The 21954-nt window shown below is 63.0% G+C and carries 28 protein-coding genes; 10 read left to right on the forward strand and 18 right to left on the reverse strand.

Annotation, left to right across the window (positions count from 1 at the left end; genetic code table 11):
• Nucleotides 1–69 precede the first annotated feature (69 nt).
• The gene (locus AC3EMP_RS19885) at nt 70–480 is read left to right on the forward strand and encodes a hypothetical protein (RefSeq protein WP_023669104.1); all 411 of its coding nucleotides are present in this window, start codon (nt 70–72) and stop codon (nt 478–480) included.
• Between the two features lie 63 nt (nt 481–543).
• Here AC3EMP_RS19885 and AC3EMP_RS19890 read toward each other — a convergent pair whose 3' ends face one another.
• Together AC3EMP_RS19890 and grxD are read right to left on the reverse strand one after the other, a co-directional pair.
• Nucleotides 544–1812 carry a multidrug effflux MFS transporter gene (locus tag AC3EMP_RS19890; protein WP_023684881.1) on the reverse strand — a complete coding sequence of 423 codons (1269 nt, stop codon included), beginning with the start codon at nt 1810–1812 and terminating at the stop codon, nt 544–546.
• 118 nt (nt 1813–1930) lie between these two features.
• Nucleotides 1931–2266, reverse strand: a complete 336-nt coding sequence (gene grxD, locus AC3EMP_RS19895; protein ID WP_023669102.1) for a Grx4 family monothiol glutaredoxin — start codon at nt 2264–2266, stop codon at nt 1931–1933.
• 160 nt (nt 2267–2426) lie between these two features.
• On the opposite strand from grxD, the gene AC3EMP_RS19900 reads away from it, so the two are divergent.
• Nucleotides 2427–3236, forward strand: a complete 810-nt coding sequence (locus tag AC3EMP_RS19900) for a phosphodiester glycosidase family protein (RefSeq protein ID WP_023739391.1) — start codon at nt 2427–2429, stop codon at nt 3234–3236.
• Nucleotides 3237–3248: 12 nt separating this feature from the next.
• On the opposite strand, the gene AC3EMP_RS19905 is transcribed toward AC3EMP_RS19900, so the two are convergent.
• The 3 genes from AC3EMP_RS19905 to purL all read right to left on the reverse strand — a co-directional run bounded on the left by AC3EMP_RS19905 (nt 3249) and on the right by purL (nt 6333).
• Nucleotides 3249–3482, reverse strand: a complete 234-nt coding sequence (locus AC3EMP_RS19905; RefSeq protein WP_010909092.1) for a BolA/IbaG family iron-sulfur metabolism protein — start codon at nt 3480–3482, stop codon at nt 3249–3251.
• 98 nt (nt 3483–3580) lie between these two features.
• Nucleotides 3581–4105, reverse strand: coding sequence for a hypothetical protein (locus AC3EMP_RS19910; RefSeq protein ID WP_023726922.1), 525 nt, complete (start codon nt 4103–4105; stop codon nt 3581–3583).
• The gene (gene purL, locus AC3EMP_RS19915; protein WP_023739390.1) at nt 4102–6333 is read right to left on the reverse strand and encodes a phosphoribosylformylglycinamidine synthase subunit PurL; all 2232 of its coding nucleotides are present in this window, start codon (nt 6331–6333) and stop codon (nt 4102–4104) included. The genes AC3EMP_RS19910 and purL overlap by 4 nt, the downstream gene beginning before the upstream one ends.
• A gap of 188 nt (nt 6334–6521) precedes the next feature.
• Between purL and AC3EMP_RS19920 the strand changes: the two genes are divergently transcribed.
• Nucleotides 6522–6686 carry a hypothetical protein gene (locus AC3EMP_RS19920; protein ID WP_023669098.1) on the forward strand — a complete coding sequence of 55 codons (165 nt, stop codon included), beginning with the start codon at nt 6522–6524 and terminating at the stop codon, nt 6684–6686.
• A 42-nt stretch (nt 6687–6728) separates the two neighbouring features.
• Here AC3EMP_RS19920 and AC3EMP_RS19925 read toward each other — a convergent pair whose 3' ends face one another.
• Complete coding sequence (locus AC3EMP_RS19925) at nt 6729–8138, reverse strand: aminotransferase-like domain-containing protein (RefSeq protein WP_023690194.1); 1410 nt, start codon at nt 8136–8138, stop codon at nt 6729–6731.
• Nucleotides 8139–8231: 93 nt separating this feature from the next.
• On the opposite strand from AC3EMP_RS19925, the gene AC3EMP_RS19930 reads away from it, so the two are divergent.
• Nucleotides 8232–8477 (forward strand): DUF1127 domain-containing protein, encoded by a 246-nt coding sequence (locus AC3EMP_RS19930; RefSeq protein WP_023690193.1) that lies wholly within the window; start codon nt 8232–8234, stop codon nt 8475–8477.
• Between the two features lie 12 nt (nt 8478–8489).
• Here the strand turns inward: AC3EMP_RS19930 and AC3EMP_RS19935 are convergent, their stop codons facing one another.
• From AC3EMP_RS19935 to purC, 5 genes are all read right to left on the reverse strand, one after another.
• Nucleotides 8490–9134 carry a Pr6Pr family membrane protein gene (locus tag AC3EMP_RS19935; protein ID WP_023690192.1) on the reverse strand — a complete coding sequence of 215 codons (645 nt, stop codon included), beginning with the start codon at nt 9132–9134 and terminating at the stop codon, nt 8490–8492.
• 4 nt (nt 9135–9138) lie between these two features.
• Complete coding sequence (locus tag AC3EMP_RS19940) at nt 9139–9549, reverse strand: hypothetical protein (protein ID WP_023690191.1); 411 nt, start codon at nt 9547–9549, stop codon at nt 9139–9141.
• Nucleotides 9550–9590: 41 nt separating this feature from the next.
• Nucleotides 9591–10259: a phosphoribosylformylglycinamidine synthase subunit PurQ gene (gene purQ / locus AC3EMP_RS19945; protein WP_023690190.1), complete on the reverse strand. Its 669-nt coding sequence runs from the start codon at nt 10257–10259 to the stop codon at nt 9591–9593.
• A gap of 1 nt (nt 10260) precedes the next feature.
• Entirely contained in the window at nt 10261–10503 is a 243-nt protein-coding gene (purS, locus tag AC3EMP_RS19950; protein WP_023669092.1) for a phosphoribosylformylglycinamidine synthase subunit PurS, read from the reverse strand.
• 88 nt (nt 10504–10591) lie between these two features.
• Nucleotides 10592–11386, reverse strand: coding sequence for a phosphoribosylaminoimidazolesuccinocarboxamide synthase (purC, locus tag AC3EMP_RS19955; protein ID WP_013532127.1), 795 nt, complete (start codon nt 11384–11386; stop codon nt 10592–10594).
• 275 nt (nt 11387–11661) lie between these two features.
• On the opposite strand from purC, the gene AC3EMP_RS19960 reads away from it, so the two are divergent.
• The gene (locus AC3EMP_RS19960) at nt 11662–11982 is read left to right on the forward strand and encodes a DUF1476 domain-containing protein (protein WP_023669091.1); all 321 of its coding nucleotides are present in this window, start codon (nt 11662–11664) and stop codon (nt 11980–11982) included.
• A 127-nt stretch (nt 11983–12109) separates the two neighbouring features.
• Complete coding sequence (locus tag AC3EMP_RS19965; protein WP_023669090.1) at nt 12110–12883, forward strand: HpcH/HpaI aldolase family protein; 774 nt, start codon at nt 12110–12112, stop codon at nt 12881–12883.
• 19 nt (nt 12884–12902) lie between these two features.
• Here the strand turns inward: AC3EMP_RS19965 and AC3EMP_RS19970 are convergent, their stop codons facing one another.
• Nucleotides 12903–13457 (reverse strand): RBBP9/YdeN family alpha/beta hydrolase, encoded by a 555-nt coding sequence (locus AC3EMP_RS19970; protein ID WP_023690188.1) that lies wholly within the window; start codon nt 13455–13457, stop codon nt 12903–12905.
• Between the two features lie 194 nt (nt 13458–13651).
• On the opposite strand from AC3EMP_RS19970, the gene AC3EMP_RS19975 reads away from it, so the two are divergent.
• On the forward strand, nt 13652–14467 hold the full coding sequence (locus tag AC3EMP_RS19975; RefSeq protein WP_023726920.1) for a VOC family protein: 816 nt from the start codon (nt 13652–13654) through the stop codon (nt 14465–14467).
• A gap of 15 nt (nt 14468–14482) precedes the next feature.
• Here the strand turns inward: AC3EMP_RS19975 and AC3EMP_RS19980 are convergent, their stop codons facing one another.
• The 4 genes from AC3EMP_RS19980 to AC3EMP_RS19995 all read right to left on the reverse strand — a co-directional run bounded on the left by AC3EMP_RS19980 (nt 14483) and on the right by AC3EMP_RS19995 (nt 17827).
• The gene (locus tag AC3EMP_RS19980; RefSeq protein WP_352712452.1) at nt 14483–15211 is read right to left on the reverse strand and encodes a metallophosphoesterase family protein; all 729 of its coding nucleotides are present in this window, start codon (nt 15209–15211) and stop codon (nt 14483–14485) included.
• Between the two features lie 8 nt (nt 15212–15219).
• Entirely contained in the window at nt 15220–16521 is a 1302-nt protein-coding gene (gene purB, locus AC3EMP_RS19985; protein WP_023690185.1) for an adenylosuccinate lyase, read from the reverse strand.
• Nucleotides 16522–16580: 59 nt separating this feature from the next.
• A complete protein-coding gene (locus tag AC3EMP_RS19990; RefSeq protein ID WP_245261354.1) occupies nt 16581–17000 on the reverse strand; it encodes a hypothetical protein in 420 nt (139 codons plus the stop codon).
• Nucleotides 17001–17101: 101 nt separating this feature from the next.
• Nucleotides 17102–17827: a DUF2259 domain-containing protein gene (locus AC3EMP_RS19995; protein ID WP_023690183.1), complete on the reverse strand. Its 726-nt coding sequence runs from the start codon at nt 17825–17827 to the stop codon at nt 17102–17104.
• A 137-nt stretch (nt 17828–17964) separates the two neighbouring features.
• Between AC3EMP_RS19995 and AC3EMP_RS20000 the strand changes: the two genes are divergently transcribed.
• Nucleotides 17965–18219: a DUF2171 domain-containing protein gene (locus tag AC3EMP_RS20000; RefSeq protein ID WP_023690182.1), complete on the forward strand. Its 255-nt coding sequence runs from the start codon at nt 17965–17967 to the stop codon at nt 18217–18219.
• Between the two features lie 7 nt (nt 18220–18226).
• On the opposite strand, the gene AC3EMP_RS20005 is transcribed toward AC3EMP_RS20000, so the two are convergent.
• Nucleotides 18227–19246, reverse strand: a complete 1020-nt coding sequence (locus AC3EMP_RS20005; protein WP_023694138.1) for a P1 family peptidase — start codon at nt 19244–19246, stop codon at nt 18227–18229.
• Nucleotides 19246–20316, reverse strand: a complete 1071-nt coding sequence (locus AC3EMP_RS20010) for a branched-chain amino acid ABC transporter substrate-binding protein (protein WP_023690180.1) — start codon at nt 20314–20316, stop codon at nt 19246–19248. The genes AC3EMP_RS20005 and AC3EMP_RS20010 overlap by 1 nt, the downstream gene beginning before the upstream one ends.
• Before the next feature lie 180 nt (nt 20317–20496).
• Between AC3EMP_RS20010 and AC3EMP_RS20015 the strand changes: the two genes are divergently transcribed.
• Both AC3EMP_RS20015 and AC3EMP_RS20020 read left to right on the forward strand, forming a co-directional pair.
• Complete coding sequence (locus AC3EMP_RS20015) at nt 20497–21024, forward strand: flavin reductase (protein WP_023690179.1); 528 nt, start codon at nt 20497–20499, stop codon at nt 21022–21024.
• Nucleotides 21021–21950, forward strand: coding sequence for an AAA family ATPase (locus AC3EMP_RS20020; protein ID WP_023690178.1), 930 nt, complete (start codon nt 21021–21023; stop codon nt 21948–21950). Before AC3EMP_RS20015 ends, AC3EMP_RS20020 begins: the two co-directional genes overlap by 4 nt.
• Nucleotides 21951–21954: the final 4 nt, after the last annotated feature.

Genomic DNA, 21954 nt, shown 5'->3' on the forward strand with positions numbered 1-21954 from the left:
TAGAGGCTTTCGTCAAGTATATTGGCTCTGTTATAGTGTCCAATCTCTCGCGAAGTCGGAATCTGCGAAATGAAACATCGGTCCGCAATTGTTGCAACGGCGCTTGCACTTGCCTTGGCCGCCGCTGGCGCCACTGAGGCAAGATCGCAGGAACGCGCGTGCGGCAGTCGCGATCCCGTCGATACCATAGACGAGATGTTTTCCGCGATCTTTGCCTGTTGGCAGCCGCCGCCTGGAAGTGCTGGCATGACCCTGACGCTGAGTTTCTCAATTCGCAAAAACGGCACGCTGATGGGCAAACCGCGCGCCACTTTCTCCCATATGGGAGATGATGCCTCGCTCAACCGGGTCTTTGTGTCATCCGTGCTCGAAGCGCTCGACAAGGCTCTGCCGATGCCTCTTTCGGACAGCATGGGTGGCGCCATCGCAGGGCGCCCGCTGTTCCCTCGTTTCACGGCAGTGATTGGCGGCGCATCCTGAAACGCGTCGCTTGAAGGTGGCTGCGGTCTGAGACAAATAAAACTCGTAGCGCAGAACAGTTGCTCAATGCAGGTCGGTGACGTGCCCTGAAATGGGTGGGTTGTGCGGCTGGAACATCTTGCCGCGCTCGGCGATCAGGATCATCAGCAGGGCCGCGACCGAGACGCTGCAGAAGCCGGCGGCAAGCGGCGTCACCGTGCCGTTGAAGGCCTGGCCGATCAGCGTGCCGAGGATGCCGCCGAGAAAAGTCTGCATGAAGCCCAGGATGGACGACGCGGTGCCCGCCAGTTGGCCGAGCGGCTCCATCGCGAGCGCGTTGAAATTGGCGCCGAGCGCGCCGAACGGGAGCATCGCGCTGGCGAAGAAGGTGATGAACAGCCAGAGTGGCATCTTCATTTGAAGCGAAACGGTGAGCCAGGCAAGGCTGATCACTAGGAACAACAGCAGTGCGCTCTGCGACAGGCGGCGCATGCCGATGCGGCCGACCAGGCGCGAGTTGAGGTAGTTCGAAAAAGCGAGAACGCCGGCGACACCCGCGAAGATGACAGGAAACAATTCGCCGACATGAAAAATGTCGACATAGATCTGCTGTGCGGAGGCGATGAAGCCGAACATGGCGGCGAAAATGAAGGTGCTGGCAAAGGCGTAGCAAAGCGCCATGCGGTTGGTGAGCACGATGCGGAAACCACCGACGACGGATGAGACTGTCAGCGGCCGGCGGTACTCCGGATGCAGCGTCTCCGGCAGCCGCAGCAGCGACCACGCCGACACGATCAGCGCTCCGACGGCCATGGTGACGAAGATCCAGTGCCATGTTGCGAACAGCATGATGAACTGGCCGATCCCAGGCGCGATCACCGGGATGGCCATGAACACCATGAAGATCAGAGACATCACCTCGGCCATGCGCCGACCGTCGAACGTGTCGCGCACGATCGAGACGGCGATGACGCGGGTCGCCGCCGCACCGATGCCTTGCACCAGCCGGCACAGCAGTAGGACGGCGAATGACGGGGCGATGGCGGCAGCTGCCGCCGCCACGACATAAATCGCCAGCCCGGCAACGAGCGGCGCGCGGCGCCCGAACCGGTCCGAGATCGGTCCGAAGAAAAGCTGTCCGCCACCGAAGCCCAATATATAGGCGGTGATCACATACTGGCGGTGGTTTTCATTCTCAACGCCAAGCGTGGCGCCGATTTGCTGCAGTGCCGGCAGCATGATGTCGATGGCCAGCGAGTTCAACGCCATCAGTGCCGCGCACAGCGCGATGAATTCCCAGCGCGGAATAGGCAATTTGCGTGCCTGTTGCGGCGCTTTTGCTGGCTGGTCCACGGCGGGTCCGATCTTCAAAACGAATATGCGCCGGCATGCCGGCGCATAACTTCGTCCTCACTCCGATAGGGGGAGGTAACATTTTGCCGGGGCGGGGCTGCCCCGTCTCAACTCAGAATCAGGCTGTCGCTTTGACGCTGACGCCCTTGTCGACGAGCAACGTCTGCAGCTCGCCCGCCTGGAACATTTCGCGGATGATGTCGCAGCCGCCGACGAATTCGCCCTTGACGTAAAGCTGCGGGATCGTCGGCCAGTTCGAATATTCCTTGATGCCTTGGCGCAGTTCGGCCGAGGTCAGCACGTCGACGCCCTTATAGTCGGCTCCGATGTAATCGAGGATCTGGACGACCTGGCCGGAAAAGCCGCACTGCGGAAAACCGGGCGTGCCCTTCATGAAAAGGACGACGTCGTTGCCCTTCACTTCGCTGTCGATGTAGTCGTTGATGCCGCTCATGAGATATCCTTTCACGCCTGTGGGAGTCAGGCTCGAAGCATAGCCATCAAATAAACCCATAGATGGGCCGAAACAAGATGTTTGCGCCGCCGTCGCGGAAATGGCGCAAAGGATCGCCTGTCTTGGGCCAAGCATCCGACCCGATTGCAGCCTTCGGAACATGATGAGAAGACGATATGGCGCCGCCCTTCCGATCGCCATCCTGCTGGCGGCGATTGCCGTTGTGTGGTGGCCGAGACGCCCGGAGCCGCCGCCGCTGGTCATTGGCGGTGACCTGCCCGCGCCTTGCCGGAATGTCGCCTTCGAGGCGGTGACCTATGTCGTCTGCGAGATCGATCTTCGCGCCGACAGCATCGGTGTTTTCCACGCCGGCGCCGATGGCAAGCCTTTTGGTTCGCTCGAAGCCTTCGACAAGGCGGTTGCGGGCGAGGGGAGGCCGGTGCTGCTCGCCATGAATGGCGGCATGTATCACGAGGATTTGTCGCCGGTCGGCCTGCTGGTCGAGAACGGCAGCGAAAAGTCGCCGCTCAACCTTGCCGATAGCGAAGGTAATTTCTTCCTGAAGCCGAACGGCGTCTTTCTGGTCGGCAAGGACGGCAAGGCGGCTGTCATGGAAAGCAACGCCTATGCCGCCGCCAAACCCGATGTCGCCTTCGCCACGCAGTCGGGCCCGATGCTGGTGATCGATGGCCAGATTCATCCACGCTTCGAGCCGAACGGAACCTCGCGCTACGTCCGCAACGGCGTCGGCGTGCGCGATGAAAACACCGTTTTGCTGGCGATCTCGCGGTCTGAGGTAAGTTTCGGCAGCTTTGCGCGGCTGTTTCGCGACGCGCTACAATGCCGCAACGCGCTGTTCCTCGACGGCGCGGTCTCCGCGCTGTCGGATGGCGACAGGATGATTGTCGGCGGAAGATATCCGGCAGGGCCGATCATTGCCGTGTTGGCAAGCCAGCCGCCGACGCGCTAGGCCAGCCTGGCGTCAGTCCGGCACACTGGTCTGCAACGCCAGCGCGTGCAGCACGCCGCCCATATTGCCCTTCAGCGCATCATAGACCATCTGGTGCTGCTGGACGCGGCTCTTTCCGCGGAAGCTTTCGGCCACCACTTCGGCTGCATAGTGATCGCCGTCACCGGCGAGGTCGCGGATCGTCACCTTGGCGTCCGGAATGCCGTCCTTGATCAGTTTTTCGATGTCGTGGGCATCCATTGCCATGGCAAAATCCTGTTCTGGGCGGCTAGGCACGAGTGACTCGGACGGCAGCCTAAAGCCTTTCTGGTCCGGGTTGAAGCCGTTCTGTCGGGACGCAGTGTCTAAGGGCCATCCTGCCGCGGGTGAACCACACCATCTTCTGTAATGTCGTCGCGGGTCGAGAACCCCCGGCCAAGGCTGAACACCAGGACATAGAGCGGGATGTTGAGCGCCAGGGTGATAATCGGGAGATAGCTGGTCATCTGCCACAAGGGCGAAAAGAATGGTTGGCCATAGCCGTCGCAGATCAGCGATGACCCGTATTCCCACAGCGCGCCGGTAATGACCGCAATGGCAAAGAGCTTGATGCAGGTGGCGACATGCCTTGCGCGCGCCGGGTTCGGCAAAAGGCGGCTCCACAGCACCAGGCAGACGATGGGGATCGCATAGATCAGACTTTGCAAGGCCAGCATCTGCAGTGTGCCATTGGCCGCCTCAAGGAACTGGTCACGCCTTTCCAGCAGCGGACAGACCTCGCTCGAGGTCGTCGACAGCAGGAAAAAGACGAACGGCCCGAGGAACCAGAAGAAGAACAGCGACGGCCAGAAGACGACTGTGATCAGCGTCCGGGCTGCCAGGCTGGTCAACTGGACTTGTCCATGAAGTTCGGGAACCAGCCTTCGTGGGCGGCGGTCAATTCGCTGACCGGGATCGCCCTGGCATCGCCGAGCTTCAGTTCGTTTCCACCGGTCGAGCCGATCCATGGCGCAAAGATGCCGAGCCTGCTCTGTTCGTCGCGGATGGCGTCCCATTCCTTGCTCTTCGGATCGACGGACAGCGTCAGGAGGTAGCGGCCCTGGTCCTCGCCGAACCAGACCGGGATCGGGTCGGTGCCGGCGAGCCCCGGAATGGTGGCGCCGATGCCGGACGCCATCGCCATTTCGGCCAGGGCTATCGCCAGGCCGCCATCGGAAAGGTCATGCGCCGCGGTGACGACACCCGACGCGATCAGCGCGCGCACATGGTCGCCGACGCGCTTTTCATGCGCGAGGTCGACGGGTGGCGGCAGCCCGTCGGTCCGACCGTGAATGTCTCTGAAATAGGCGGACTGGCCGAGATGGCTGCCCCAGCTTGCGGGTGCGCCCACCAGCATGATCATCTGGCCCTCGGCGGCGAAGCCGATACGGGTCATCTTCGACCAGTCGGCGATCAGCCCGACGCCGCCGATGGTCGGCGTCGGCAGGATGCCCTGGCCGTTGGTTTCATTGTAGAGCGAGACATTGCCCGACACGATCGGGAAGCCGAGCGCCCGGCAGGCATCGCCAATGCCTTTCACCGCGCCGACCAGCTGGCCCATGATCTCAGCCCGTTCCGGATTGCCGAAATTGAGGTTGTCCGTCGCCGCCAGCGGCAGCGCGCCGGTGGCGGTGAGGTTGCGCCAGCATTCGGCCACAGCCTGCTTGCCGCCTTCATACGGGTCGGCCTCGCAATAGCGCGGCGTCACGTCGGAGGAGAAGGCGAGCGCCTTGGTCGGATGGCCTTCGACGCGCACAACGCCGGCGTCGCCGCCCGGAAGCTGCAGCGAATTGCCCTGGATCAGCGTGTCGTACTGCTCCCACACCCACCGGCGCGACGACAGGTCCGGCCCGCCGAGCAGTTTCAACAGCGCATCGGCGACATCGGCCTTCGGCGCATCGCCGGCGGCAAGCGCCGCAGGCTTCTTCGGCTCGACCCAGGGGCGGTCATATTCCGGCGCCTTGTCGCCAAGGTCCTTGATCGGCAGGTTGGCGACCTCGTCACCCTGGTGAATGACGCGGAAGCGCAGATCGTCGGTGGTCTTGCCGACAATGGCGAAGTCGAGGCCCCATTTGTGGAAGATCGCCTCGGCTTCCTTTTCCTTCTCCGGGCGCAGCACCATCAGCATGCGCTCCTGGCTCTCCGACAGCATCATCTCATAGGCGCTCATGCGCTCTTCGCGCACCGGCACCTGGTCGAGGTGAAGCTCGATACCGAGGTCGCCCTTGGCGCCCATCTCGACCGCCGAACAGGTGAGGCCGGCCGCACCCATGTCCTGGATGGCGATGACGGCGCCGGACGCCATCAGTTCAAGGCAGGCTTCGAGCAGGCATTTTTCGGTGAAGGGATCGCCGACCTGCACGGTCGGGCGCTTCTCGTCGATCTTGTCGTCGAACTCGGCCGAGGCCATCGTGGCGCCGCCGACGCCGTCGCGCCCGGTCTTGGCGCCGAGATAGACGACCGGCAGGCCGACGCCCTTGGCTTCCGACAGGAAGATCGCATCGGTCTTGGCGAGGCCCGCGGCAAAGGCGTTGACCAGGATATTGCCGTTGTAGCGGGCGTCGAAATTGACCTCGCCACCGACCGTCGGCACGCCGAACGCATTGCCGTAGCCGCCAACGCCGGAAACCACACCGCTGACCAGGTGCCTGGTCTTGGGATGGTCGGGTGCGCCGAAGCGCAGCGCATTCATCGCCGCAATCGGCCGCGCGCCCATGGTGAAGACATCGCGCAATATGCCGCCGACGCCGGTCGCCGCACCCTGGTAGGGCTCGATGTAAGAGGGATGGTTGTGGCTCTCCATCTTGAAGACGACGCAGTCGCCATCGCCGATATCGACCACCCCGGCATTCTCGCCCGGACCCTGGATGACCTGAGGCCCGGTGGTCGGTAGCGTGCGCAGCCATTTCTTCGAGGATTTGTAGGAGCAGTGCTCATTCCACATCGCCGAGAAGATGCCGAGTTCGGTAAAGCTCGGTTCGCGCCCGACCAGGTCGAGGATGCGCTGGTATTCGTCGGGCTTCAGCCCATGCGCGGCGATGAGTTCCGGGGTGATCGGCACGGAATTAGAAATGGTCATGGGCGGCGATTGATGTCCATGGGAGAGGGGAATTTGAGTCCCCTCATATCGCAAGCTTTGGCGTGATACACCCCATTGGATGACGAAAAACGCCGGAAAACCACAGGGCGACGATGGTAGCGGGGAGCCGTTGGGGAACGCTATGGCATCCCGGCCGTTAGGCCTCAAACCAATCAGGAGATTTCGACATGGCCACCAAGCAAGGCAAGAAAGACAATCGCCTCTCCGACAAGGAGGCAATGCATATTGCCGAGACCACCGACGTTTCGCCCAAGCAGGCCAAGGACCTGGCCGAGAAGCACGGCAAGGACAAGGGCGCAAAGGAAGCCAAAAACTTCAAGGCAGAGGGCTGAACCTGAGATCGGTACACAGGCGCACGGTTTAGCGCCAACGATTTAGGACGAACTGTCGTAGCCGGCGCGGCCTTCCTCCAGCAGCCGCCGGATCACCGCGACGCCGCCGGTGATGTCCTCGCGCCGCCTTGGCTGCGAGACGCCGAAACGCACGCCGTGAAAAACCTGCTCGGAACGCCCCGCCTTGAACTCGTCCTCGTCGTCGAGGAGCACGCCATTTTCGAGGCATGCGCTCCTGAACGTGCCGGACAGCCAGGGATCGGGCAGCGTCAGCCAGACGAAGGGCACGCTGCCGTGTGACTTGAAGGCGAAACCCGCCAGTGTCTCGCGCACGATGGCGATGCGGGCGGCAATTTCGGCAATGCTGCGTTTGCGGATATCGCCAGCCTGCCCAGACAGCACCAGCCGCGCGTTCACCTCCGCCAGCAGGAACGGCATCCCGCCGGTCATCATCTTGTGGGCGACGCGGATGCGATGGCGATAGGCGGGCGGGCAGGAGAGCCAGCCGCCGCGAACACCTGCCGCGACCGATTTCGACAGACCGCCGGCGACAATGGTGCGCTCGGGTGCATATTCGGCGATGAGCGGCGTCGGATCTTCGGTCAGGCCGCCATAGAGATCGTCCTCGATGACGATGACATTGTACGCGCGCGCGACGCGAGCGATCGCCTCGCGGCGCGAAACCGACAGGATCGCCAGCGTCGGGTTCTGCACCGTCGGCATCAGGAAAATCATCTTCGGGTGCTTTTGCGCGCAGACGCGTTCGAAATCCTCGGGATCGAGACCTTCCTCGTCCGATGCGACAAGTGCAATGCGCCGCCCGATCAGCCCGGCGCTGCGGGCGATCTGCGAATAGGTGAGGTGCTCGAAGGCGACATAGTCGCCCGGCGTGGTCAGCGCCGCGATCGCCGCCATCACCGCGGCATGTGTGCCAAGCGTGGGAACGATGGTTTCAGCAGCCGGACGGAACGAATTGCGCGACAGCCAGCGGGCGCCGGCCTCGAACCAGCGCTCCGGAAAATCCCTGGTGTAGCTCGATATTTCGTGCGGGTGATCCTGCACCGTGCGCGAGAGCATGTCGGCGACAATGGCGCCCTGGCCGATGTCGGGCGCGGCAGTGCTGTCGAAACGCAGCTTGCCGGGCGGCGCATCGACATAGCGCGTGCCTTGCACGGCAGGCTCGGCGAATTCGGGTGACGCTTCCGATTGCTGCGCCAGCACATAGGTCCCGCGTCCGACTTCGCCGCTCACCAGGCCGCGCTCGCGCAGCAGCTGATAGGCTCGGCCGATCGTGCCGACCGTCGTGCCGATATCATAGGCGAGATCGCGCTGCGGCGGCAATTTTGCCCCGGCATCGATGACGCCCTTGTCGATGTCCGACTCGATGCTGTCGGCAAGGCGCTGGTAAAGCGGGCCGGAACCGATGGTGAGGTCAGGGAGCCAATTTGTCATGGTGACAATTCTGTATATTGCACCAGATCGTGTGTCAATGCATATCAGAACCGTACCAAGATGGGTACAATTTGCAAGGTTGGCAGAAAGACAATGGATACAATCGAGACAATCCGCTGCGCGGGCATTGAATTGGTCGGGCCGCGCCCGTCCAGCCGGCGAGGCTTTGTCGGCCGGATCGTGAATGTGGTCAGATCGCTGGCGCGATGGATCGACGTGCTGATCGAGCGCCGTCGCGGCCGCCTGGCTTTGCTCGAAATGACCGACGAGCAACTCAGGGACATCGGTGTGTCGCGTGACGACGCCCACCGCGAAGGCATCAGGCGATTCTGGGACTGACCCGGAGCCCGGTCAGCGGCGCGCGCCGGATGTTCTTATGCGTGAGACGCCCTTGTCGGCAAGCACAGCGAGGATGCACAGCACCAGGAAAACCCCGGTGACGGCCAGCGCCGCAAGCGCGACGTTGGTCGTGCCGTTTTTCGCAACGTCGAGGAACGGGTAGGGCACTTCGTCTGCGATTGGTGCGCGTACAAGCGCATAGGCGAGATAGGCGATCGGATAGGCCATCCACCAGGAAATGTCGCTCCATCTCGCTCTGCCGTCGGCACCTGCTATCAGCCACCACAGCACGAACAGAACCGGCGTCACATAGTGCAGCAGCACGTTGCAGAGCAGGAACAGCCCCTGCGGCTGCCAGAGCTGCGCCAGAACCGTCGCATAGACGATGAAGACAAGCGCGATGGACACGGCGACGCCGGCCCGCATCCGCGGTCCGGCAAAGGCGGGCAGCCAGGCGTAGCCCGAAGGCGACAGCAGCGAGACATGGACCAGCACCGCACCGATGTTGGTCAGGATGGTGAAGAAGCTGAACAGAAAGACGATGGAGCCGAGAAAACTGCGGCCGGCCTCCATCGATGCCGGGATGGTGATGCACGCTTGCAGGACAAGCCCGGCCAGACCTATGACCAATCCCGCAAACTGCAGGAAGCGGCCCATGGCGTCAGGCGGCCGCGTTGCAGGAGGGGTTGCCCGTTTGCCAGCGCGCAATGTCGGATCCGATGCGCGCGCCGAGCGGATCGTCCATCAGCGGACCGAACACGTCGACGCGGCTGGAATTGCCTTGCGCCTGGACGACCAGCAGCGGCTTGCCGCCATAATGCTTGGCCGGCACCAGCAGGAAGCGGGGCGTGCCGCTGAACGAATTCAGCTCATTGGCCATCTGATAGGATTTGAAGGCGGGATCCTTGCTGGCGATCCAGCATTTGTGGGCCGATATCGCCACCTGCTCCATGGCCAGCAGCGAAGCGCTCTTGCCCGTGGGGACCGGCGCGCTCTTCGGGCTGGACTGGCAGGACGCCAACGCCAAGCCGGCAGCAGCCAGGGGACCTAGGCGAACAGTCGTCAGTCTCATGGTCAACCGCCCCCGCGTTTTTAAAGGAATTCGAAGAGATATCAGGCGGCGATGCCGAGTGCGCCTTCGAACAGCGCCCGGCCGTCACTGCCGCCATGCGCGGCCTCGATCAGGTTTTCCGGATGCGGCATCAGGCCGAGCACATTGCCCTTCTCGCTGACGATACCGGCAATGTCGTTCATCGAGCCATTAGGATTGGTGCCCTCGGCATAGCGAAACACCACCTGTCCTTCGCCTTCGAGACGGGCAAGCGTGTCGGTGTCGGCGAAATAATTGCCGTCATGATGCGCAACCGGCGTGCGGATGATTTGGCCCGGCTGATAGCGGCGGGTGAACATGGTGTTGGCGTTGGCGATCTGCAGCTTCACCTCACGGCAAACGAATTTCAGCGAAGCATTGCGCATCAGCGCGCCGGGCAGCAGGCCGGCCTCGACCAGAATCTGGAACCCGTTGCAGACGCCAATGACCATGACGCCCTTGGCGGCCTTTTCAGCGACTGCCCGCATCACCGGCATCCGCGCGGCAATCGCGCCGCAGCGCAGATAATCGCCGAAGGAGAAGCCGCCGGGAATGGCGATCAGGTCGACATCGGGGATTTCGGTGTCGGTCTGCCAGACGGTCGCCGGCGCCTGCCCGGAAATCTTGGTCAGCGCCGCAATCATGTCGCGGTCGCGGTTGAGGCCGGGGAGAAGAACGACAGCTGATTTCATATCAAGCGATCTCCACCGCGTAATTCTCGATCACCGTATTCGCCAGCAGCTTGTCGCACATGGCTTTCAGATCGGCTTCAGCCTTGGCCTTGTCGGTCTCTGAGAGCTCGAGGTCGAAGACCTTGCCCTGACGCACCTGGCCGACGCCGCCGAACCCCAGTCCGGACAGAGCGTGCTCTATGGCTTTTCCCTGCGGGTCGAGCACGCCGTTCTTGAGGGTGACGGTGATGCGGGCCTTGATCATGCTGGACAGGTTCCTGTTCGAAGACTTAGCAATTCCAGGAAAAGTCTGAAGCGGTTTTTCGTCCGGAATTGCGTCAAGAAATGAAGACTTAGTGCGGCTTGCCTTTGAGGCCATCGGTCGAGGCGACGAGCACCGGGCCGGTCGGGCGCGGCGGCTCGTTCTCGTTCATGATGCCAAGGCGGCGGGCAACTTCCTGATAGGCTTCGACGAGGCCGCCCATATCGCGGCGGAAACGGTCCTTGTCGAGCTTGTCCTGCGTTGCCACGTCCCACAGCCGGCACGAATCCGGCGAGATCTCGTCGGCAACGACGATGCGCATCATGTCGCCCTCGAACAGGCGGCCGCATTCGATCTTGAAATCCACGAGCTGGATGCCGACACCCATGAACAGGCCGGAGAGGAAGTCGTTGACGCGGATGGCCAGCGCCATGACGTCGTCGATCTCCTGCGGGCTTGCCCAGCCGAAAGCGGTGATGTGCTCTTCCGACACCATCGGATCGTCGAGCGCATCGGCCTTATAATAGAATTCGATGATCGAGCGCGGCAGAACGGTGCCTTCCTCGATGCCGAGGCGCTTGGAAAGCGAGCCGGCGGCGACATTGCGCACCACCACTTCGAGCGGAATGATCTCGACTTCCTTGATCAACTGCTCGCGCATGTTGAGCCGGCGGATGAAGTGGGTCGGAATGCCCATGCGGTTCAGATGGTTGAAGATGTACTCGGAAATGCGGTTGTTGAGCACACCCTTGCCGTCGATGACCTCATGTTTCTTCTTGTTGAATGCGGTCGCATCATCCTTGAAGAACTGGATAAGTGTGCCCGGTTCCGGTCCCTCATAGAGGATCTTGGCCTTGCCTTCATAAATGCGGCGGCGATTTTTCATCTGATTTTTCTCTGGATTTGCGGGCAGGCGGCAAGCGACCAGTTCCTGTCCGTCTGCCTAAATTGGTGCGGCGACGGGTGGGGTTCAATGCCGGGTCTATCCCAATCACAGCGTTTGCTCAATCGGCAAATCCTTTCCATCGACCGCTTTCAGGAATGAAATGCCGCAGCGCAGCAAGCGATGTAGCATATTGACCGGCCCGCGCCCTTTTGGTTTGTGCTGCGGCAGCACACATATCCATCACCAACGCGAATCGATTTCATCGGAGGGAAGCCATGAGCAGCATGAAAGACCGCGAAGAGGGTTTTGAGCGCAAATTCGCCTTCGACGAAGAACTTCGCTTCAAGGCTTCGGCACGCCGCAACAAGGCGCTTGGCCTGTGGGCAGCCGAAAAGCTGGGCAAGTCCGGCACTGACGCCGACGCCTATGCCAAGGAAGTTGTGGTTTCCGACATCGAGGAAGCAGGCGATCACGACGTATTCCGCAAGATCCGCAAGGATTTCGACGCCGCCGGCGTCGACCAGTCGGATCACCAGATCCGCCGCACCATGGACGAACTGATGGCGCAGGCGATCGAGCAGATCAAGAACACCTAGAGCGAGTAGCGCTGGACCAATCGACCGCCCGGTCCAGCCGGGCGGTTTTTCTTTGCCTTTTCAGCCTTTTCCGGCTGAAACTGTGCGTAGGCCTGTTACAAGGCTCTACCCAACGAGGAAAGCACCCATGTCCCTGAAGTCACGCCTGGCGGCGGATGAAACGCTGTTCACCGCCTGGTCCGGCGTTCCGGACGCTTTGACGGTCGAAATCATCGCCAAGCAGGGTTTTGACGCCGTCACCCTCGATATGCAGCATGGCGGACACCACGAAGACTCGGTCTTGCGCGGCCTGGTGCCGGTGCTGGCCGCCAACAAGCCGGCGCTGGTGCGCATTCCGGTCGGCCGCTTCGACATGGCCAGCCGCGCCCTCGATTTCGGTGCCGAGGCGGTGATTGCACCGATGGTGAATTCGGTGGCCGATGCAAAACTCTTTGCCGCGGCGATGAAATATCCGCCGATGGGCGAGCGCTCCTGGGGCCCGACCTATGCTTTTCCGCGCCATGGCAAAGGCGACCACGCCGAATGGCTGCGCGACACCAATCAACGCACCATGGCCTTTGCCATGGTCGAAACGCGCGCCGCACTCGATGCGCTGGACGGCATCCTCGACACGCCGGGCATTGACGGCATCTTCCTCGGCCCATCGGATTTCTCCATCGCCTGGTCGAATGGCGCCACCGTCAATTCGACGCTGGAAAGCATGATGGAAACCGTCGCCTCCATCGCCGAGCGGACGCGCAAGGCGGGCAAGCATGCGGCGATCTACGTCGTTGAGCCGGCGATTGCCGGCCGCGTCGTGGCGATGGGCTACCGGCTGCTGGCGATGGGCTCGGACCATGCGCTGATTTCGCTCGGCGCAAAGATACTCATCAAAAGCATGAACGATTCGATAAAGGGCTGAGGCGTGGTGCCTTGCCCGGTCAGGCCTTGAGGTCGGTCAGGAACTTGGCGAAGGTCATCGACCCTTCCGGCCACGGGCCGAAGCCGGCATCCTCATTGAGGTGACCGGTTTCGCCGGCATCGATGAACAGCGAACCCCAGGCAGCGGCAATGTCCTCGGCAACCTCGAAGGCGCAGAACGGATCGTTGCGGCTGGCGATGACGATGGACGGGAAGGGCAGCGGTTCGCGCGCATAGGGACCAAAGGTCATCAGGTGACGCGGCCTTATCTCCGGGTTGGCGACGTCGGGCGGCGCGACAAAAAACGCGCCGGCGACCGGCTTCCTGAACTGCGGAATGGCCTGCACCGCGGCCGCCACACCGAGCGAATGGGCAACGATCACCACCGGCCGCTCGGCCTCGTTGACAGCGTTCGCCACGCTCGTCGTCCAGTCCTCGCGCACCGGCTTCGACCACTCCGCCTGTTCGACCCGACGCGCTGTCGACAGTTTCGACTGCCAGCGTGTCTGCCAGTGTTCAGGGCCGGAATTGGTGTAGCCCGGCACGATCAGAATATCTGCGTCTTTGACTTTCATGGCGCTGAGATAGCGAGCGGCCGTGTCTCGTGCAACCCGCGCTGACGCATGCGGTGCATCACAATTGTGAACAACCTGTTCGATTCTTTCCATCTTGTGTGAACGATCAGGATCGACGATTTGAGGCAGGAAGAGATGGACGACAGAATAGACTGGTGGCGCGGCCTGGGATAATGCGCTGAACGGAGAGTTTTATGAGCGAACTGCCTTTTGCCGCGACGACCCCCGTCAGCGTGTCACGCGTGGGCCTGAAGGCGCGCGACGCCGAAGGACTTGCCGATTACTACCGGGCTGTTGTCGGCCTGCAGGAATTGAGCCGCGCCGATGGCGCCATCACGCTGGGCGCTGCCGAGCGCCCGCTGCTGGTGATCGAGCCTGATGCAGCGGCCAAGCCCGACGATCCGCGCAGCGCCGGCCTGTTCCACACCGCTTTCCTGCTGCCCAGCCGCGCCGATCTCGGCCGCTGGATAAACCACGCCGCCGCCAACAAGATCCGCATCGAGGGCGCCTCCGACCATCTGGTCAGCGAGGCTCTCTACCTGACCGACCCCGAAGGCAACGGCATTGAAATCTATAGGGACCGTCTGCCGCAGGAGTGGAAGTGGAACGGCGACAAGATCGCCATGGCGACCGAGCGGCTGAACCTGGCTGCCGTGGTTGGCAGCGTGCCGGCCGGTGACGCCGGCTGGCAGGGCGCGCCGCAAAACAGCATTGTCGGCCATGTCCATCTGCGCGTCGGCCGGCCGGAAGATGCCGAGGCCTGGTGGCACGACGAATTTGGCTTCGACACGGTCGCTAAGTATGGAGGGCAGGCGGTGTTCCTGTCGTCGGGAGGCTACCACCATCATATCGGTGGCAATTCGTGGCACAGCGCCGGCGCCGGGCGCCGCGATCCGTCCCGCTCAGGGCTGGCCTGGGTCGAGATGCGCTCGGACAGGACAACCGCTGAAACCACGCGGGAAGATCCGTGGGGCACGGTGATCCGCACCGTGCCGGGCGCCGCCGGCTGAGCGCCCGCTCGGTTCTTACAAGGAATTGGCGGCGTAGCCCGTCAGCAGCCCATGCGCCCAGCTGTCGAAGCCGGTGGCTGTCGCGCGGCTGGACGCCTCGGTCCAGTCATAATTGACCACGTGATGGCTGAACGACCATTGTCCGTCCTTGCGCGTAGCGAGGGCGTAGCGGGCATGCGGACTGCCGGTCACGGTCAGGCCGGGGAATGCCTGGACGCCGACGCTGCCCGGATTGAGGATTGTCCGGTTGTCCGACAAGCGCACAACGCGCGGCGTATGTGTATGGCCGCACAAGGTCAGCCCGGCGCCGGCGCTGCCGAGCTTGTGCCTGATCTGCTTTTCATTGGACGGGTGGAAGTGGCTGCCTCCATCTTCCTCGAGCAGGAACACATTGTCGTCACTGGGGCTGCCGTGGCAAAGCAGGATGTCCGGGGTAGGCGACAGGGTGACCGGCAAGGCCGAGAGCCAGGTCAATGACGCCTGGGACAGGCATTGGTGGGTGAAAGCATCGACGTCTTCCAACCCGGAAGCAGGCGGCTCGACCAGCACACGGTCGTGATTGCCGCGCACGGTCGGCCAATTCTGTGCAATCAGATATTGCGCGGTTTCTTCAGGCCATAGCGGCCCGGAGAGACAATCGCCCAGATTGACGATTATGTCGGGAGAAGCGTCTTTGATCTGCGCATGAACCGCCTCAAGCGCGCGCAGGTTCCCATGGATGTCGGAAAGGACAGCCAGCCGCATGGAAGATCCTATCCGAAAACCCGCTTGAAGATCGTGTCGACATGCTTGGTGTGATAGCCCAGGTCGAATTTCTCGCGGATCTCGGCTTCGGGCAGCGCTGCGGTGACTTCCTTGTCGGCCAACAATTCCTCAAGGAAATCAGCGCCATGTTCCCATACCTTCATGGCGTTGCGCTGCACCAGGCGGTAGGCGTCCTCGCGGCTGACGCCGGCTTGCGTCAGCGCCAAAAGCACGCGCTGCGAATGCACAAGGCCACGGAACTTGTTCATGTTCTTCAGCATGTTGTCGGGATAGACCAGCAATTTGTCGATGACGCCGGTCAACCGCGACAGCGCGAAATCGAGTGTTATCGTGGCGTCCGGGCCGACCATGCGCTCGACCGAGGAATGCGAAATGTCGCGCTCGTGCCAGAGCGCCACATTCTCCATCGCCGGCAGCGCCATGGAGCGCACCATGCGGGCAAGGCCGGTGAGGTTTTCGGTCAGCACCGGGTTGCGCTTGTGCGGCATTGCCGACGAGCCCTTCTGGCCCGGCGAAAAATACTCTTCCGCTTCCAGCACCTCGGTGCGCTGCAGATGGCGGATCTCAGTCGCCAGCCGCTCGACCGACGAGGCGATGACGCCGAGCGTGGCAAAGAACATGGCATGGCGGTCGCGAGGGATGACCTGCGTCGACACCGGCTCCGGCTTCAGCCCAAGCTTTTTCGCCACATGTTCTTCGACATAGGGATCGATGTTGGCGAAGGTGCCGATCGCGCCCGATATGGCGCAGGTGGCAATATCCTCCCGCGCGTGCACCAGCCGCTCGCGGCAGCGTGAGAACTCGGCATAGGCCTGCGCCAGCTTGACGCCGAACGTGGTCGGCTCGGCATGAATGCCGTGGCTGCGGCCGATGGTGATGGTGTCCTTGTGCTCGAAGGCCCGGCGTTTCAGCGCGGCGAGCAGGCCGTCGAGGTCGGCCAGCAGGATATCGCTGGCGCGGCTGAGCTGCACCGCAAGGCAGGTGTCGAGAACATCCGATGAGGTCATGCCCTGGTGGATGAAACGCGCATCCGGCCCGACGAATTCGGCCAGATGGGTGAGGAAGGCGATGACGTCGTGCTTGGTCACGGCCTCGATCTCGTCGATCTTGCCGACGTCGAATTGGGCGGCGCCGCCTTTTTCCCAGATGGTTTTGGCGGCTTCCCTGGGAATGACGCCGAGCTCGGCCAGCGCATCGCAGGCATGGGCCTCGATCTCGAACCAGATGCGGAAGCGGGTTTCCGGCGACCAGATGGCGACCATTTCCGGCCGGGAATAGCGAGGGATCATCCGTCAGTCCTGATGTGTCCGTGGTTAAGTGCGCGTCCTAACAGAGGCGGACCGAATGCTCAACGCTGCTGGCGCGCAAACCACACGCTGGCGGCGGCAAGCGCGATGAATCCGAGCGGAAAATAGAGCCTGATACCCAGCACCACGAATTGGTAGAGCGCCGTCAGCGAGGTGAAGACCAGTTCGAACGCCCACCGGGCGGTGAAGGCCTCCGCGTGCCATTCGGCATAGTAGGAGCGGTATTGCAGCGCAAACAACCCGCCGGTGAAGGCGAGCGTCGTGGCAAGCAGGCAGACGAAGGCGGCGGCGAACGCCACCTCCCAATGCCGGTCGAGCGAGACCAGCCGCGCCGCGAACAACCCGACGGGAAAGGCCAATGCCGCGCCGGTCGCAAACAGCAGGGCGACGAAGCGGATCTTTTCCGGGGTCTCCCAATTGTCGAGCCAAAGACCGGTCAGCGCGCTGGCGCCCATGGCCATCGCCCACAGCAAGGCGCCGACAAGCGCCGTGCCCGTCGATGGTACGGCGCGGCTGACGCGATTTCCGGCGCGCTTGCGCCAACTGGATTGATCGAGCGATGTCACAGGCGTCCGGTCACGGCGATCCAGCGAAAATCCGGCCCTTCGAAGCCGTATTGGCGCACCGCGATCAGCACCGCATAGGCGCTGATGCTGTCCATCGAGAACGTCTGCACCGCGCCGATCCTGTAGCCGTTGGGGCAGCCACGGCTTTTCGGGATCGATTTATCCTCATGCAGCAGATGGGTCCGGCCGCCATCCCTGGCCTCGATCCGCAGCAGGCGAAAACCGTTGACCTCGCCCTGGCTCTGGCAGCTTTCGGTGTCATTCATGCCGATCTCGTCCAGCCGGAATTCCAGCGGCGGGTCGACCGGCGAAAAGATCGGCCGTGGGTTGACCACCATGCGGAACGGGTCGGCCGACAATTCGGTCACCGGGTTGAAGCCGGCGGTGATGCCGCGGTTGGCGGTAAGCTCGGCCTGGGCAATGATTGCTTCGCCTTTTTGCCTGGCTTGCTGACGGGCCGTCTCGAGCGAGGCGGTCTCATCCTCCAGCCGGACCCGGATTGGCGTGCCCTTCAGGAACGTGTCGTCGGCGGTGTTGATGTAGTAGCGATTGGCATAGGGAAAGCCCGAACCGTCTGCCACACCATATTCCTCGAAGGTGAAGACGCTGCCATCCTTGCTGAAGCCGAGGATTTCAAGCTCGGCGACATCGCCCGCTCGGGCGGCCATGGCGGATGCGAGATGGACCAGCAGGCAAACGCCAATCAGGACGAGATTTCGCATCGGGGTTCCGCTCCGCCTGCCGTGGTTCGATCGTTCCCTATCACGAGACAGTCAAAACATCGTGCTATTCGAAAGGCGATGCATCCAATTTCGCCTCTGTTTGTTATCGTCGATCGTTTTCAAAAGGAGAACACCCCATGACTGAGGCCAGCAAGATTCGCGAGCATATGGAAGTGGTCGGCGCCGACGGCGTTCACATCGGCACCGTCGACAGGGTCGATGGCGAGCGGATCAAGTTGACCAAGGCCGACAGCGGCGAGGGCACCCATCAGGGGCATCACCACTACATTCCCTTGAGCCTGCTTGCCGAGGTCGAGGGCCAGAAAGTCTGGCTGTCGGCGAATTCGGATGTCGCGGTCAGCTTCGAGGAAGAGGAGTCCGACCCGACCTGACTGAAAGTCAGCGCGACGACCACACCGGAAACAGATCGCCATCGGCCGGCGTCGCGGCATGGATGCCGCGGCTGATGGCGCGCGCCATGGTGGCGCCGGCGGCGGCAAAGAAATCGACGGCATCGTCGGCGCTGAGTTCTATGCCGCTCTTCCCCGTCGCCAGCGCGAACACCAGATCGCCGTCAGCCGGCGTGTGCACGGGCCAGATGGCGCGCACGAAGCCGTCATGCGCTGAAATGGCCAGCCGCTTGGCTGCCGCCTTGGTCAGCACGGCGTCGGTGGCGATGACGGCGATGGTGGTGTTGCCACCGGCCTCGGCTTGTCCACCGACACGCTTGTCGCGGTATTTCAACAGGATCCGCCTGGCATCGTCCGGCATTGGCGAGGGATAGCCAAGCCCGCCGAACTCATCGCCGATCTCGAAGGGCGCCGCCCAGAAATAGCGGGTCCGCGCGATCGTTACCGAGCCGGTCGGGTTGGCGGCGGCGAGTGCGCCGATGGTGACGCCGCTGTCGAGCACAGTCGAGGCAGAGCCAAGGCCGCCCTTCAGCCCGGAACTCAGCGCCCCGGTGCCGGCGCCGATTGTGCCGAGCGGAAAGTCGACTGTTGCCGCCTGGGCGGCTTCGTAGCCGAGGTCGCGGTAGGGAGGATAACGGCCCCAATCCTTGTCGCCGCCATTGCGCAGGTCGAACAGGATCGCCGCCGGCACGATCGGCACGCGAAAGCCGCCAACATCGACGCCAATGCCTTTTTCGCGCAGCGCTGCCTGAACGCCGGAGGCGGCGTCGAGGCCGAAGGCCGAGCCGCCCGACAGCACGACGGCATGAACCGCCTCGATGGAATTGTGCGGTTCGAGCAGGTCGGTCTCGCGCGTGCCCGGCGCGCCGCCGAGGATCTGCACGCCACCGACCGCCGGTTCGTCGCACAATACGGTGGTGACGCCCGATTTCAGCCTGGCGTCCGACGCGTTGCCGACGCGCAGGCCGGCGACATCGGTGATCAGATTGCGCGGCCCGGTGCGAAACATCAGTTCGTCTCCGCCGGCACGAAACGCGTCCCGTCGAAGCGGAAGGCGCGATAGAGGTTTTGGCTCAGATCGCCTTTGTCGTCGAACCGCAGCGGGCCGATCGCGGTGGTGAAATCGTTCCCGGTTAGCGCGTCGGCCAGCCCCTTGCCCGAGGTCTCGGGCGCGGCCGAGGCCGCCTTGGCAATCTCCACCGCCGCATAGGCCGGCAAGGCATAGCCATCCGGCGCGATGTTTTTGGCCGTAAACGCCGCCAGCACCTTGGGATCGGCGACATCGGCCCATTCCGGCGGCGCGATCATCAGCGTGCCGACGGCGTAAGGCACATCGCCGGGTGGCGTGCGCAAATTCTCGCCGCCGGCAAAGACAATGCCGGCCTCGAGCTGGCCGGCGTCGCGGCCCATAATGGCGATGTCGTCGCCGTCGCCACCGGCAAAGACATGCGTGGCGCCCGCCTTCTTCAGCCGCCCGATCAGCCCGATCTGGTTGTCGAGCTGCGGCCGGAACGTGTCTGTGAAGACCGGCTTCAGCGCTGCCTGCTCCGCTGCGGCGCGCAGCGTCTCGGCGATTTCGCGGCCATAGATGGTGCCGTCATCGACGATGGCGAACAATTCGCTCTGCCACAGCCGGGTCAGGATGGCGGCCACCGCATTGCGCTCGTCATCGCCGCGCGGCCCCAGCCGATAGACCGGCCAGCCGGTTTTGGCGCGGCGATCGGTCAGGCTTTCGGTGCGCACGCCAACGGTGATGACCGGTATGTCAGCGTCCTTGAGGATCGGCAGCGCCGCATGGATCGCCTCGGTGCAGAGGAAGCCGACGACGACCTTGACCTTCGCCGCCGCGAACTCCCTCGCGGCGGCGGCGCCGCCATCGGCTGTGCAGGCATCGTCGACCGTCCTGATCTCGGCGCCGTTGGCTTCTGCTGCCAGGGCAGCACCCGCCTCAATCTGCTTGCCCAGGATCGCCGACGGACCGGACAGGGGTGCGGCGACGCCGACAAGCAAAGTCTGCGCGCCGGCGCTTGCCGGCAGCAGCCAGAGCAGTGCCGCTATTACAGCTGTTGGGGGTCGCATTCTGACGACGAATTCCTCCGTGCCGGTCGCATGCTTCCAGCGTCTCTTCCGCCAAGACCTAAAGGCTGCCCGCCCCAGGCGCAACACGGGAATTTGCGGATTGGCGTCAACCACTTCGCTTGTGGCCTATTGTGTGCCGCCATATATAACGCTTGGATTCCCGCTTATGGAAAATCATCGGTGTTGAAGTTGAACGACATAGGGCCTCAGGCCTATCGCGACGCGATGGCGCATTTTGCCGGCCACGTCCATGTGGTTACCACCGACGGGCCCGCCGGCAAACGCGGCACGACGGTGATTGCCGCCTGTTCGGTGTCGGACACGCCGCCGACGGTTCTCGTCTGTCTCAACCGCGAGAATGCCAAGAACGAGCTGTTCGTGCAAAACGGCCGGTTTGCGCTGAACACGCTGGCTTCGCACCAGCAGCCCCTATCGGTGGCGTTTTCAGGCCTGACCGGGCTGTCGGCCGATGAGCGTTTCGCGCTTGGCGAGTGGGATGTCATATCGACGGGCGCGCCTACCCTGAAGGGCGCTCTTGCGGTTTTCGACTGCGAATTGATCGACACCAAGGATCTCGCCACCCATCGTGTGCTTTTTGGCAAGGTGACAGGCCTGCGCATGGGCGATAATTTGCGGCCGCTGATCTACCACGCCCGCGACTACCACGTGCTGCAGAGCGGAGCAGAGGCGGCAACGGAGAAAGAATGACCGAGCTGAAACCGCGCCCCGAGCCGCGGACGATCGACGAAACGCTCGATCTCCTGACCAGCGCGGACTACGTCGCGGACCGCTCGCTGGCAACGGTGCTGTTCCTGTCCCTGCGCATGCAGCGGCCGCTGTTCCTTGAAGGGGAGGCCGGCGTCGGCAAGACCGAGATCGCCAAGGTGCTGGCGCAGGCACTCGGCCGCCGGCTGATCCGCCTGCAATGCTATGAAGGGCTCGACGTCTCGTCCGCTGTCTATGAGTGGAATTACGCCGCGCAGATGATAGAGATCCGCATGGAGGAGGCGGCAGGCTCGGTCGACCGCTCCGACATGGAGCGCAATGTCTTTTCCGAAAAATACCTGATCCGCCGCCCGGTGCTCGATGCGCTGACCGGCATGGCGGGTGCGGCCCCGGTGTTCCTGATCGATGAGCTCGACCGCACCGACGAGGCTTTCGAAGCATTCCTGCTCGAAATCCTGTCCGACTTCCAGGTGACGGTGCCTGAGCTCGGCACCATCAAGGCGGAGGAGCCGCCGATCGTCATCATCACCACCAACCGCACCCGCGAAATCCACGACGCGCTGAAGCGGCGCTGCCTCTATCACTGGGTCGACTATCCCAATGCCGAGCGCGAGCTGGAGATCGTGCGCCGCAAGGTGCCGCAGGCCAACAGCCGACTTTCCGCGGAAGTGGTGTCGTTCATCCAGAAGCTGCGCCGGGTCGAGCTGTTCAAGGCGCCGGGTGTCGCCGAAACCATCGACTGGGCCGGCGCGCTGACCGAACTCGACAAGGTGGCGCTCGATCCCGAAACCGTCTCCGACACGATCGGCGTTTTGTTGAAATACCAGGACGACATTGCCCGCATCGGCGCGGGCGAGGGCCGGCGCATCCTCGATGAGGTCAAGGCCGAACTGGCGGCTGCGGAGTAGGGCA

The sequence above is a fragment of the Mesorhizobium sp. P160219 genome, assembly GCF_057786095.1.